This is a genomic window from Kribbella polygonati (assembly GCF_050320105.1).
Classification (GTDB): Bacteria; Actinomycetota; Actinomycetes; order Propionibacteriales; family Kribbellaceae; genus Kribbella.
Genome location: NZ_CP190129.1, coordinates 4936269 through 4948861, shown reverse-complemented (window position 1 = coordinate 4948861; position 12593 = coordinate 4936269). Strand labels below are relative to the sequence as shown.

The 12593-nt window shown below is 69.7% G+C and carries 11 protein-coding genes; 5 read left to right on the top strand and 6 right to left on the bottom strand.

Annotated elements, in window-relative coordinates; genetic code table 11:
• The first annotated feature begins 58 nt into the window (after positions 1 to 58).
• Complete coding sequence (locus tag ACQHIV_RS23440; RefSeq protein WP_427885140.1) at positions 59 to 889, top strand: MBL fold metallo-hydrolase; 831 nt, start codon at positions 59 to 61, stop codon at positions 887 to 889.
• A 108-nt stretch (positions 890 to 997) separates the two neighbouring features.
• On the opposite strand, the gene ACQHIV_RS23435 is transcribed toward ACQHIV_RS23440, so the two are convergent.
• The 5 genes from ACQHIV_RS23435 to ACQHIV_RS23415 all read right to left on the bottom strand — a co-directional run bounded on the left by ACQHIV_RS23435 (position 998) and on the right by ACQHIV_RS23415 (position 6162).
• Positions 998 to 2197 (bottom strand): glycosyltransferase, encoded by a 1200-nt coding sequence (locus ACQHIV_RS23435; RefSeq protein WP_427885139.1) that lies wholly within the window; start codon positions 2195 to 2197, stop codon positions 998 to 1000.
• Positions 2194 to 3318, bottom strand: coding sequence for a glycosyltransferase family 4 protein (locus tag ACQHIV_RS23430; RefSeq protein WP_427885138.1), 1125 nt, complete (start codon positions 3316 to 3318; stop codon positions 2194 to 2196). Before ACQHIV_RS23430 ends, ACQHIV_RS23435 begins: the two co-directional genes overlap by 4 nt.
• 125 nt (positions 3319 to 3443) lie before the next feature.
• Positions 3444 to 4511: an ABC transporter substrate-binding protein gene (locus ACQHIV_RS23425; RefSeq protein WP_427885137.1), complete on the bottom strand. Its 1068-nt coding sequence runs from the start codon at positions 4509 to 4511 to the stop codon at positions 3444 to 3446.
• A gap of 26 nt (positions 4512 to 4537) precedes the next feature.
• A complete protein-coding gene (locus tag ACQHIV_RS23420; RefSeq protein ID WP_427885136.1) occupies positions 4538 to 5359 on the bottom strand; it encodes an ABC transporter permease in 822 nt (273 codons plus the stop codon).
• Positions 5356 to 6162, bottom strand: a complete 807-nt coding sequence (locus tag ACQHIV_RS23415; protein ID WP_427885135.1) for an ABC transporter ATP-binding protein — start codon at positions 6160 to 6162, stop codon at positions 5356 to 5358. Before ACQHIV_RS23415 ends, ACQHIV_RS23420 begins: the two co-directional genes overlap by 4 nt.
• Before the next feature lie 159 nt (positions 6163 to 6321).
• Here ACQHIV_RS23415 and ACQHIV_RS23410 point away from each other — a divergent pair, with 159 nt between their 5' ends.
• The 3 genes from ACQHIV_RS23410 to ACQHIV_RS23400 are packed head-to-tail and all read left to right on the top strand — an operon-like array spanning position 6322 to position 9860.
• The gene (locus ACQHIV_RS23410; RefSeq protein WP_427885134.1) at positions 6322 to 7932 is read left to right on the top strand and encodes an ATP-binding protein; all 1611 of its coding nucleotides are present in this window, start codon (positions 6322 to 6324) and stop codon (positions 7930 to 7932) included.
• Positions 7929 to 8612, top strand: coding sequence for a response regulator transcription factor (locus ACQHIV_RS23405; RefSeq protein WP_427885133.1), 684 nt, complete (start codon positions 7929 to 7931; stop codon positions 8610 to 8612). Before ACQHIV_RS23410 ends, ACQHIV_RS23405 begins: the two co-directional genes overlap by 4 nt.
• Before the next feature lie 30 nt (positions 8613 to 8642).
• Positions 8643 to 9860, top strand: a complete 1218-nt coding sequence (locus tag ACQHIV_RS23400) for a hypothetical protein (protein ID WP_427885132.1) — start codon at positions 8643 to 8645, stop codon at positions 9858 to 9860.
• A 2-nt stretch (positions 9861 to 9862) separates the two neighbouring features.
• Here the strand turns inward: ACQHIV_RS23400 and ACQHIV_RS23395 are convergent, their stop codons facing one another.
• Positions 9863 to 10777 carry a hypothetical protein gene (locus tag ACQHIV_RS23395; protein WP_427885131.1) on the bottom strand — a complete coding sequence of 305 codons (915 nt, stop codon included), beginning with the start codon at positions 10775 to 10777 and terminating at the stop codon, positions 9863 to 9865.
• Between the two features lie 181 nt (positions 10778 to 10958).
• Between ACQHIV_RS23395 and ACQHIV_RS23390 the strand changes: the two genes are divergently transcribed.
• On the top strand, positions 10959 to 12533 hold the full coding sequence (locus ACQHIV_RS23390) for an acyl-CoA mutase large subunit family protein (protein WP_427885130.1): 1575 nt from the start codon (positions 10959 to 10961) through the stop codon (positions 12531 to 12533).
• Positions 12534 to 12593 lie beyond the last annotated feature (60 nt).

Here is a 12593-nt window from a genome sequence, read left to right as displayed (position 1 = left end):
GAGTGGCCCTCGACGGACGGCTTGACTTCAACTTGACTTGAGTTCGTTGGCTTTGCGTATGACGAACGAGGAGAACACGGTGAGTTTCTGGATCTGTGCGACCTGTGCGGTCGAGCACTCCGAGCAGGTCGAGGTGTGCGCGATCTGCGCCGACGAACGGCAGTGGGTACCGGCCGACGGGCAGCACTGGACCACGCTCGGCGAACTGGCCGGTACCGAGGTCACGATCGACGAGGTCGAGCCCGGCCTGTACGGCCTCCGCTCCAAGCCGCCGATCGGCATCGGCCAGCAGTCGATGCTGTTGACAACGACCGCCGGAAACCTGCTCTGGGACCCGATCGGCTACGTCGACGACGACGCCGTACGCCGGGTCCGCGAGCTCGGCGAGGTGGTCGCGATCATCGCCAGCCACCCGCACATGTACGGCGTCCAGGTCGAGTGGAGCCACCGCCTCGGAAACGTACCGGTGTACGTCGCGGAGGCCGACAAGGAGTGGGTGGCCCGCCAGGACGAGGTGATCCGGACCTGGTCCGGGCAACTCACCCCGCTACCCGGCGTGACCGTCCTGCAACCCGGCGGCCACTTTCCCGGCAGCGCGGTCGTGCACTGGGCGAACGGTGCCGACGGCAAGGGAGTGATCCTGTCCGGCGACACGATCTTCGCCAACCCGGACCGTACCTCGGTCAGCTTCATGCGCAGCTACCCGAACCGGATCCCGCTCTCCGGCGCCGTCGTCGACCGGGTCGCCCGCTCCCTGGACCCGTTCGACTACGACCGCCTCTACAACAACTTCGGCGCCTCCATCCCCACCGACGCCAAGGCGGTCGTCCGCCGCTCAGCCGACCGTCATGCCGCTTGGGTCAGGGGCGACTACGACCACCTGACGTGAGACGGGTACCGAACGACAGGAGGTGTTGGCCTTCCGGGGTGAAGCGCAGACTCAGTCAGGCGCCGGAAGTGCGACGAGCAGCCGACACCTCCTGTCGTTCGGTACCGCTCAGGCCGCGAGCCGCCCCTGAGCCAGCCGGTTGTGGAGGGTGAGCATCCGGTTGGTGCAGGTTTGCCAGGTGTAGAGCTCCGCCCGGCGGCGGGCCGCGGGACGGCGGCCGGGGTGGGCGGCGAGGGAGAGGACGGCGTCGGCGAGGTCCGAGGGGTTGGCGGGGGCCCAGCGGCCGCAGGTCTCGTCGACGAGTTCGCGGGCGCCGCCGGTGTTCGCGGTGACGACCGGGGTGCCGGCGGCGAGCGCCTCCAGGACGGCCAGGCCGAAGGTTTCGCCGGGGCAGACGGAGAGCGCGATGTCGGCCTCGGCGAGGTGCTTGGCGAGGGTACGGCGGCCGTCGACGTACCCGTGGAAGTGGACGGGGGCGTCGCCCGCGATCTCGAGCAGCTCGTCGAGGTGCGGGCCGGTGCCGTACACGTCCATCCGCAGGTTCACGCCGCGGCGGTGCAGCTCGGCCGCGGTGGCGACCGCGAGGTGCGGGCTCTTCTCCCGGGACAACCGCCCGGCGTGCACGAGCTTCAGTACGCCGTCGTCGGCCGGCGCGCCCAGCGACGGGTGGAACGTGTCCAGGTCGACCCCGAGCGGGATCCGCACCAGCGGCGTCGTCACCTCGTCGAACTCGGCGGCGGCGTACCGCGACGTCACCACGACGGCGTCGTACGTCCGGCCGAGGATCTTGTACAGCGCGGACACGGTGGCGACGACGCCGAGCTGGCTGTACTTCACCCCGTCAGCGCCCCACCGAAGCTGACGGTCGCCGAGCATCCGGCCGGGCCGCAGTACGTCGTTCCCGCCGAGCTGACCGGGCCGCGCGGCGCCGAGCGCGAGCATCGCATCCAGGCGTTCGTGGCTGAACAGGACCGTGCCGATGTCGTTGCGCTTGGCCCAGCGGGCGACCGGGAGCAGCGTCGACTTGTCGGAGATCTCGACCGTCGTCGGCTGGAACTTCTTCAGGATGTCGATCACGGTCCACGGGTTGGTGATCAGCCGGTACCCGCCGCTCACCTTCGGCGCCTTCACCCGGACCACGGTGCCGAGCTCGGTCTCGACCACCACGTCCTTCTCGCCCGGCGTGATCACGATCCGGTCGGCGCCGGCCTCGACGTACCCCTGGCCGACGTGCTCGATCGCGGTCCGCATCCCGCCGGACGTCGGCCCGACGAAGTTCGCCAGCTGGGCGATCCGGAGCCGACTCATGCGACCCGCCGTACGGCGGCGGCGTCCCGGAGTACCTCGGCGTAGTGCCGGTCGACGAGGTCGTCGACGACGGCCGGCCAGGTCCGCGACTGGACCCGCTGCAGGCCGCTCGCCGCCATCCGGCCGCGGGCCGTCGGGTGGTCGAGCAACGTCTTCACGGCGTCCCGCAGCGATCCGGGCTTGCCGGGTTCGAACAGCAGGCCGTTCTCGCCGGGGTGGATCAGGTCGAGCGGGCCGCCCGCGGCCGGGCCGACGGTGGCGACGCCGGAGGCCTGCGCCTCCTGGATCGTCTGGCAGAACGTCTCGTGCTCACCGGTGTGGACGAAGACGTCCAGGCCGGCGAAGATCGAGGCCAGGTCGGCGCCCCGGCGCATTCCGAGGAAGGTTGCCGTCGGCAACGCGTTCTCCAGCGACGCGCGGTCCGGCCCGTCGCCGACGACGACGATCCGGCAGTCCAGGTCGGTCAGTTCCGCGAGCCGCCGGACCTTCTTCTCCGCGGCCAGCCGGCCGACGTACCCGACGATCGGCTTGCCGTCCGGCGAGATCTCCCGGCGCCACTGGGAGTCCCGGTGCGATGGGTCGAAGAGGTCGAGGTTGACGCCGCGGCCCCACCGGTGGACCCGCGGGACGCCGCGCTGCACCAGCGCGTCGACGGCCGAGGTCGACGGTGCGAGCGTGCGGTCGGCGCGGGAGTGCGTGCGGGTCACCCAGCGCCAGATGCCCCGGTCCGCGGCGGCGTACCAGGGGTACTGGCGGGCGAAGCCGGCGATGTCGGTCTGGAAGATGGCGACCGTCGGTACGCCGAGTCTGCGCGCCGCGCGCAGTCCGTACGCGCCGATGATGAACGGCGACGCGAGGTGCACGAGGTCCGGCCGGAAGTCGGCCATCGCGCGCTCGATCGACGGATCCGGCAGGCCGACCGGGTACTCCTTGTAGCCGGGCGTCCGGAAGCTCCGGGCGCGCAGCACAGGGACGTCGCCGTACGTGTCGGGGCCGGGTCCGGGGGCGATGATCAGCAGGTCGTGCCCGCGGGCGCGGAGCCGGTCGGCGACGTGGCGCGCCGTGTTCGCCACGCCATTGATCTGCGGCAGGAAGGTCTCGGCCACCATCACGATTCGCACACTTCGAAGGTTCCTCACCGCTCATGAACCCTGGGCGACACTCTCGTGACACGGCGTCGATGCCCTGTCGACAGCTCAAGGGCCGCCGGGTGGCCACTTGGTGACCACCCGGCGGCCGATCCAGGTCAGCTGAGGGGCTGCGCCGCCTGGACGAACTCGTTGGTGTACGTCTTCGTCAGGTCGATCGCCTTGCCCTTGACCTTGGGGTTGAAGGCTCCCAGTACGGCCAGGCAGGTCTTCGGGCCGTCGGCAGGCATGATGCCGGTCGGGTTGAAGATGCCCTTCTCGCTGTTCAGCGCCGCCGTGTACGACGCCTTGCCCACGCCGGCGTAGTAGTCCGGCGGCATCATGTCCGCGATCTGGGCGGCCGTGTGAGTCTGGATCCACTTCAGCGTGGCGACGTACGCGTTGACCAGCTTCTGTACGACGTCCTTGTGCGACTGCACCCAGCTCGTCTGCATGTACAGCGAGGTGGCGGGATAGGTGCCACCGAGCGACTGCTTCGCGCCGGCCGCGGTCCGCATGTCCTCGATGATGTACGCCGTCCCGTCGGCGAGCAGCTTCGACACCGTGGGCTCGGTGGTCATGCCGCAGTCGATCTGCTTGTGCTGCATGGCCGCGATGAACGTGTTGCCCGCCTGGACGCCGATCCGGGTCGTCTGGGACGGGTCGATGCCGTTCTGGGTACCGAGGTACTGGGTGAGGAAGTCGGTCGACGAGCCGACGTCGGTGATGCCGAGATGCCTGCCTTTCCAGTCCTTGGGGCTGTTCACCGTGCCCTTCAGATCCGATCGGCACAGCTCGACCTCGCCGGGAACCTGCAGCATCGACACGACCGACTCGGCACTCTGGTCCTGGGCGCGCAGCGCGATCGTGTGGTCGTAGAACCCGCCGGTTCCCTGGACCTTGCCGGCCATCATCTCGGTGGTGGCGTCGACGCCGGCGCCTTCGCCGATCAGGCTGACGTTGACGCCCGCCTTGTCGTAGTACCCGAGTTGCTTGGCCAGCATGAACGGCAGGTAGATCTGCTTGTCCAGTCCGCCGACCATGATCGTGACCTTCTCGCCGCTGGCGCTGGAGCTGGATCCGGCGACCACCTGTCCGGAGCCGCCCTGGGCGTTGTTGGCGCAGCCGGCCAGGCCGAGTGCGACGGCGCACGCGATCGAGGTGACCACCGCGGTACGTGATTTCATGACTTTCTCCTTCTGTGGTGGGTGGTTCAGGCCGCGGCGAGCTCGGTGTCGCCGTGCTGCGCGGGGCGCCAGCGCAGCAGCCGCCGCTCCAGCCGGGTGATCAGGAATTCGGCGAGCAGCGCGACCACGGCCATCAGGACCATGCAGGCCAGTACGCCGCTCTGGTTGAAGTTGCCCTGGGCCGTCTTGATCAGCATCCCGAGGCCGCGTTCGGCGCCCAGGAACTCGCCGACGATCGCGCCGATGATCGCGAAGCCGAAGCTGACGTGCAGGCTGGCCAGGATCCAGGTGAAGGCCGACGGCAGCACGACCTGGCGGGTGACCTGCCAGCGGGACGCGCCCAGTTGCCGCGCGTTGGCCAGCAGGTTGCGGTCGACCTCCCGCGTGCCCTGGAACGCGTTGAAGAACACGCCGAAGAAGACGAGCACGATCACCAGCAGCACCTTCGAGGTGAGGCCGAGCCCGAACGCCACCAGGAACAGCGAGCCCAGCACGATCCGCGGGATCGAGTTCATCACCTTGATGTACGGCGCCAGTACGTCCGCGAGCAGCCGGCTCCGGCCGAGCGCGATCCCGGCCACGACGCCGGCCAGTACACCGATGACGAAGCCGATCACGGCTTCCTCCATCGTCACGAAGATCTGCTCGCCGAGGCTGCCCTGCGCCGTACCCTGGGTGACCCAGGTGACGATCTGCGACCACACCGCGCTCGGCTGGCCGAAGAAGAACGGGTCGATCAGCTTGGTGCGCGCGGCGACCTCCCAGCCGCCGAGCCAGAGCACGAGCACGCCGATCCGAAGCGCGAGGACCAGCCGGCGCCGCGGCGTCCACGGCCGCCGGCGGGTCACGCTGCCACCTCGATCGCGGTACTGCGGGCGTACGCCTCCGCGACCTCGGCGCGCAGGGCTTCCCAGATGTGCCCGTACAGCGCCACGAACCGGGGATCGAACCGGATCTCCTGGACGACCCGCGGCCGCGGCAGGTCGATGGCGAACTCGGCCTTCACCGTGCCCGGACCGGCCGTGAGTACGACGACCTTGTCGGCGAGCGCGATCGCCTCCTCCAGGTCGTGCGTGACGAAGATGACGGCAGGCTTGGTCTGGTCCCACAACGACAGCAGTTCGGTCGACATGATCGAACGGGTCTGTACGTCGAGGGCGCTGAACGGCTCGTCCATCAGCAGGATCCGGGGCTGATTGATCAGCGACTGGGCCAGCGCCACCCGCTTGCGCATACCGCCGGACAACTGGTGCGGGTACCGGTCCTCGAACCCGGCCAGCCCGACCCGGCGCAGCCAGTCCCGGGCGCGGGACCGCGCCTCGCCCTTCGGGGTGCCGCGGAAGAGCGGTCCCGCGGCGACGTTGTCCAGCACGTTCTTCCACGGGAACACCGCGTCCTGCTGGAAGACGAAGCCGGTCGTGGGGGCGATCCCGGTCACCGTCCGGCCCTCCACCAGTACCTCGCCCGCCGACGGCTCCTCCAGCCCGGACACCAGCGTCAGCGTGGTGGACTTGCCGCAACCCGTCGGACCGACGACGGCGCAGAACTCGCCGTCGGCCACGGTCAGGTCCAGATCCTTCAGCGCGGTGTAGGTTCCGCCGTCGGCGGTGCGGAACCGTTTGGTCACCCCGCGAAGCTCGATGGCCGTCATGGTCTGCTCCTTCAGTCGTGAGTGGCGTCACACTAGGAAGCAGGCGGCAACGGCCGGAACCCTTGTCCGCGTTGCGCAAGTTAGTCGCGATAGCCGTGGTTTTGTGCGTTCTTCTCAGCCACTCTGGGGTGATCGCAGCCGCCGGAAGGAAGGTGGAACGTGAGATTCCAACGGGCCACCCTGGCGTCCCGGATACTGCTTGCCGTCCTCGCGATCGTCGGGCTGACGATGGCGGCGGGGCTGGCGCTGTACGTGTCGGTGACGCGGGAGACGGCCGACCGGAACGCCGAGGAACGGGCCGCCGGCATCGCCACCTCGGTGGCGGACCTGCCGCTGGTCGCGCAGGCGATGACCGACCCCGGCGTACGGGCCGAACTGCGTGCGGCCGCCGATCACGTGGTGGCCGACACGGGGGCGTCGTACGTCGTCGTCATCGGCGCGGACGGGGTGCGGTACACGCATCCGATCGCCGCCCTGATCGGGCAGCGGGTCGAGGAGCCCGTGGTGGCCCTCGACGGCAAGGTCCACACGGGCGTTGACAACGGCAGCCTGGGCCGGTCGGCGAACGCCCGGGTCCCGGTGCGGAACGCGGCCGGTGCGCCGATCGGCGAGGTGTCGGTCGGTATCCGGGAGAGCGATGTCTCGGCCCGGGTCGGCCAGGTCGTCTGGCCGGTCGTCTTCTACACCGCACTGGTGCTGGCGATCGGTGTGGCCGCGTCGCTGATCCTGGCGCACGCGATCAAGCGGGTCACCTTCGGCCTCGAACCCGCCGAGATCGTCGGGCTGGTGCAGGAGCGCGAGGCGATGCTGCACGGCATCCGCGAAGGCGTGATCGCCTTCGACCCGGACGGCCGGGTGAACGTGCTGAACGACGAGGCCCGGCGGCTGCTGGACCTCCCGGCCGCACAGCTCGGCCAACGGCTCCCGGAACTCGTCCCGGCGGGACGGCTGCGGGACCTGCTGTCCGGCGCGGTGGCGGGCAGCGACATGGTGGTTGTCACGGACAACAATCTTCTGGTGCTGAACCGGATGCCGGTGATCGTGGCCGGCCGGAACGCGGGCTGGGTGGTGACGATCCGGGACCGGACCGAGCTCGAGGCCCTGGTTCGCCAGCTCGACTCGGTGGAAGCCCTGACCACGGCGCTGCGGGCGCAGGAGCACGAGTACTCGAACCGCCTGCACGTCCTGTCGGTGCTGCTCGGCATCGGCGAGGTCGAGGAGGCGACGGCGTACGCCGAGGAGGTGATCGGGGAGTCGTCGCTGGCGGCGGACGTCGTCCGGTCCCGGATCGGGCCACCGGTGGTCGCGGCGCTGCTGATCGCGAAGACGACGGTGGCGGCCGAGCGGGACGTCGAGGTACGCCTCACCCCGGGCAGCGAACTGCCGGCCGGCGACCTCGACTACACGCCACTCCTGACCGTGCTGGGCAACCTGATCGACAACGCCGTCGATGCCGTGTCCGGTGCGGCGGCGTCGTCGCACCCACGCGGACGGGTGACGGTGGAGCTGGACGGCAGCACCTCCGATGTCCACCTGGTCGTCTCCGACACCGGCCCGGGGATCCCCGCGGACCGGCTGGACGACGTGTTCGTGGACGGGTACTCCACCAAGGAACCGCGCGACGGCGGGATGCGGCGCGGCGTCGGCCTCGCGCTCGTCCACCGGCTGGTACGACGGGCCGGCGGGACGATCACCGCGACGTCGCCGGCCGGCGCCAGGTTCGAGGTACGGCTGCCGCTGTGGACCAGGGCGAAGGAGACGGTGTCGTGATCCGGACCCTGATCGTGGACGACGACTTCCACGTCGCGCACGCGCACGCCCGGAGCGTCGCGAAGGTCCCGGGTTTCGTCGTGGTCGGCGAGGCGCACTCGGCGGCCGAGGCGTACGAGTCGATCCGTGCGGTCGCGCCGGACCTGCTGCTCCTCGACATGTACCTGCCGGACCGGACCGGTCTCGACCTCGTTCGGCAGCTCGCCGCCGAACCTGCCGAGACCGGAGTACCGGACTTCATCCTGATCACCGCTGCCCGCGACATCGAGTCGGTCCGGGCGGCGATCCAGCTGGGCGCGATCTACTACCTGGTGAAGCCGTTCGCGTTTCCGGCGTTGCGCGAGCAGCTCGAGGCGTACCAGCACTGGCGGCTCCGGTTGAGCGAGACCCGGGAGGCTGACCAGGACACCGTCGACACGCTGTACAGCATGCTCCGCTCACCGGCGGCCGACGCCCGCCAACGGCGCCGCCTGCCGGCCACGATGGCGCGGGTGCTCGACACGGTGGCCCGGGCGGCGACCTCCGTCAGCGCGGCGGACGTGGCGGAGACGCTCGGGGTCAGCCGGCCCACCGCGCAGCGGTACCTGGCCATCCTGGTCCAGCGGGGCCTGGTTGAGCTCGACCTCGCGTACGGAGCCACCGGACGTCCCGAACACCGCTATTCCGCCCAGCTCCGCTGACTCGCACCCGGGCTGTGCTTGGTTGGTCGTATGCGAACTCTGGGGATCGTGGTCGCGGTAGTGGTCGTGCTCGGCGCGCTGCTGTGGTGGTGGGGCAGCCGGGCGAGCGAACGGGACCGCGACAAGAACCTGATCAGCTGGTGGGGGACGCGGAACGGCTGGCGGTACACGACCGGGTCGGACGGGCTGCTGGACCGCTTTCGCGGTACGCCGTTCGATCAGGGGACCAGCCACGACGTACAGGACCTGTTGTCCGGCAACACGATCGCGGGCCGGCCGGGGCTGTTGATGCAGTTCAGCTGGTACTACACGCCTGATCTGCCGCAGTCGTCGTCGACCGGGTCGAGCGGCCTGCGGAGCGGGATCTGCGCGGCCGCCGTCGTCGAGCTGCCGAGCGCGTTGCCGGCGCTGACGGTACGCCGTTCCGCGCCGGAGGACGTGGTCCGCGGGCACGGGATCGAGTTCGAGAGCGGGCGGTTCAACGAGCGGTTCCGGGTCCAGGGCGAGGACCGGAAGTTCGCCTCGGACGTCGTGACCCCGCAGGTGATGGAGCTGCTGCTGGACGACCCGGAGCCGCCGCACTTCCGGATCGACGGCGCCACGCTGGTCGTCTGGCGGGACGGGAAGGTGAGCGCCCCGCCGGAGCTCGGCGCGCTCGCGGACTTCGCGGGCCGGCTGCTCGAACTGATCCCGGCGTTCGCGCTGGAGGGCGGCGGCCCGGGCGACGGTCCGATCTCGACGGCGCCGCCGGCGCTGCTGGGGGAGTCGCCGAGCGGGGCGATCGCGTTCCTGCAGAAGCTCGACCACCGCGGGTACCACCTCGAGCGGTACGAACACGTCACCACGCTGTGGCGGCAGCACCGGTGGGCCGTCTGCGTGAAGATCGACGTACCGACGACGTGGCCCGAATGCATGACGGTCCCGAAGGCACTCGCACCGCCCGGGATGATCGCGCGCTTCGACGACGAGTACCTGACCGGAGACCCGGCGTACGACGCCCTCTTCGCCACCGGCACGCCCCGCCCGGACTTCGCCAAGGTCGTGCTGACACCGCCGATGACCGCCTTCCTCACCAACGACAAGCGCGCACAGCGGGCCCACTTCATCTTCCAATCCGCCCGCCAGGCCCAACTCTGCGTCATGACCTACGGCCGCCTCACCGACCAGTCCCTCGCCGACACCCTCACCGACCTGGCCTGCGACGTCCACGAACACCTGTCCCCGCAGGCACTCACGTTCCGGAAATGAGTTCAGGTCATCTGCAGGAAGAACCACTCGTTGAACAGGGTCAGCCGGGTCTGCTTCGCGGGTGAGACCTCGAGGCTCACCCGCCAGCCCGCGACATACGCGATGTGCGACCGGCCGTCGAGGTTCCGGCCGATCCACTCCTGCACGGGTGCGACCGCGGCGCCGCGGAGATGCCCGAAGACGGTGCCGCGCAGTTCTTCGAACGCCTTGCCGGTCTCGGCGCCGGCAGCCGCTGTGGTGACGAGGTAGGTGAGGCCGCCGTCGTCCGGTCCGGAGAACTTGAGCGCGAGGCCGGGCTTGCGCTGGCAGGTCTGGTGATCGGCCGCGCAGGTGTATCCGTCGGCGGTCAGCGCATCCGCGAACTCGGTCTCGGTGGTGTCGAGGTGCAGCGACGGGATGGCGAGTTGCTTGTTGCCGAACTTCTCGGCGTTCAGCACCGTCTTCGCTCCGCGGCCGACAATCTCGTACTTGCCCCAGCTCGCCTCCAGCGCGCCGCCCCAGCTGTTGCGCAGCGTGGACATCAACCCGGGGAGGTCCTTCGGGAACACGACCTGGCCGACCGCCGCGGTTACTGCCTGGAGCGTCGGCGCGGTCTCACCCTTGGCCTCCACGTTGATCGTCAGCGCGTTGACCGCGCCGTCCGGCTGATACTGGTACACGACCGCGACCGACGCACCGTTCACCGCCGCGAAGCAGCCGGCGTGGCCGCCGTTCGCGCTGGTGAACCGCACACTGCACTCGAGCCCGCGCGCGGTCAACGTGTCGGCGAGCGTCTTCGCCGCGCCGGTCGTCGTGCCGCCTACCGAGACCCCGTCGGCGAGTGTCTGCACCGAGTCGGGCGAGACGGCCGCGGTCGGGGCGTCCCGCCGTCCGAGGAAGAACGTCGCGGCGCCTCCGACGAGCAGGACAGCCAGCACACCGGCGAGCACGAACGGTCAGACCGCGCGACGCGGGGAGGTGGGGCTCGGAGCGTGCTGCGACATCGGGCGGCCTTTCGTGGAGGGAGGTGGAATCCATCGCAGGCGTGTGCTGGAGCACACACGGGCGACGTGCGCTGGTGCATACCAGTCGGGCGGTGGTTCGGAATACCTTGGGGGGATGAGTCATCGCAGCGAGTCGGGGTTCGAGTTCGCGCCGGTGTACGAGCCGCTGGACGGGTTCGACCCGGCGGCCAAGCTCGGTGCGCCCGGGCAGTACCCGTACACCCGGGGCGTGTACCCGACGATGTACACCCAGCGGCCCTGGACGATGCGCCAGTACGCCGGGTTCGGCACCGCGGCCGAGTCGAACCAGCGGTACCACCAGCTGATCGACCACGGCACGATGGGGCTGTCGGTGGCGTTCGACCTGCCGACCCAGATGGGGTACGACTCCGACGCCCCGATCGCCCACGGTGAGGTCGGCAAGGTCGGCGTGGCGATCGACTCGATCGACGACATGCGGGTGCTGTTCGACAAGATCCCGCTGGACCAGGTGTCGACGTCGATGACGATCAACGCGCCCGGATCCGTGCTGTTGCTGCTGTACCAGTTGGTGGCCGAGGAGCAGGGCGTCTCCGGTGACAAGCTGACCGGCACGATCCAGAACGACGTACTGAAGGAGTACATCGCCCGCGGCACCTACATCTACCCGCCGAAGGAGTCGCTGCGGCTGATCAGCGACATCTTCGCGTACTGCCACGCCGAGTTGCCGAAGTGGAACACGATCTCGATCTCCGGGTACCACATGGCCGAGGCCGGTGCGACGCCCGCGCAGGAGATCGCCTTCACGCTGGCGAACGGGATCGAGTACGTGCGGGCCGCGGTCGCTTCCGGGCTCGAGGTGGACGAGTTCGCGCCACGGCTGTCGTTCTTCTTCGTCGCGCGTACGACGCTCCTCGAGGAGGTGGCGAAGTTCCGCGCCGCACGGCGGATCTGGGCGCGGGTGATGCGGGACGAGTTCGGCGCGCGCAACCCCAAGTCTCTGATGCTGCGCTTCCACACCCAGACGGCCGGCGTACAGCTGACCGCCCAGCAGCCCGAGGTCAACCTCGTCCGGGTCGCGATCCAGGGCCTCGCCGCGGTCCTCGGCGGCACCCAGTCCCTGCACACCAACTCGTACGACGAGGCGATCGCCCTCCCGACCGAGAAGGCGGCCCGCCTCGCGCTCCGCACCCAGCAGGTCCTCGCCTACGAGACCGACGTGACCGCGACCGTGGACCCCTTCGCCGGCTCGTACGTCGTCGAGTCCCTCACCGACGAGGTCGAGGCCGCCGCGGTCTCCTTGATGGAACAGGTCGAGGAGTACGGCGGCGCCGTCGCCGCGATCGAGCAAGGCTTCCAGAAACAGGAGATCGAACGCTCGGCGTACCGCATCGCCCAGCAGATCGACTCCGTCGAGCGGGTCGTCGTCGGCATGAACAAGTTCACGATCGCCGACGAGGAACCGTACGAACCCCTCCGCGTCGACCCCGCCATCGAAGCCCAGCAGGTAGCCCGCCTGAAGACCCTCCGCGCCACCCGCGACCAAGCAGCCGTCGACGAAGCCCTGGCCGCCCTCAAAAAAGCTGCCCAAGGCAACGAAAACTGCCTCTACCCGATGAAACAAGCCCTAAAATCCCAAGCCACCGTAGGCGAAGTCTCCAACACCCTCCGCGAAGTCTGGGGCTCCTACGTCCCCGCCGACACCTTCTAATCGACACCGCTCCGCGGCGGCTGTCTGTTGCCGCCTTCGGCGGGTGCGCAGGGAGGTGTT

What these genes read in the sequence shown, in the direction of transcription:
- ACQHIV_RS23440 (WP_427885140.1), top strand. Translation starts at nt 59, where the DNA reads ATGACGAACGAGGAGAACACGGTGAGTTTCTGGATCTGTGCGACCTGT.
- ACQHIV_RS23435 (WP_427885139.1), bottom strand. Translation starts at nt 2,197, where the DNA reads ATGAGTCGGCTCCGGATCGCCCAGCTGGCGAACTTCGTCGGGCCGACG.
- ACQHIV_RS23425 (WP_427885137.1), bottom strand. Translation starts at nt 4,511, where the DNA reads ATGAAATCACGTACCGCGGTGGTCACCTCGATCGCGTGCGCCGTCGCA.
- ACQHIV_RS23415 (WP_427885135.1), bottom strand. Translation starts at nt 6,162, where the DNA reads ATGACGGCCATCGAGCTTCGCGGGGTGACCAAACGGTTCCGCACCGCC.
- ACQHIV_RS23400 (WP_427885132.1), top strand. Translation starts at nt 8,643, where the DNA reads ATGCGAACTCTGGGGATCGTGGTCGCGGTAGTGGTCGTGCTCGGCGCG.
- ACQHIV_RS23390 (WP_427885130.1), top strand. Translation starts at nt 10,959, where the DNA reads ATGAGTCATCGCAGCGAGTCGGGGTTCGAGTTCGCGCCGGTGTACGAG.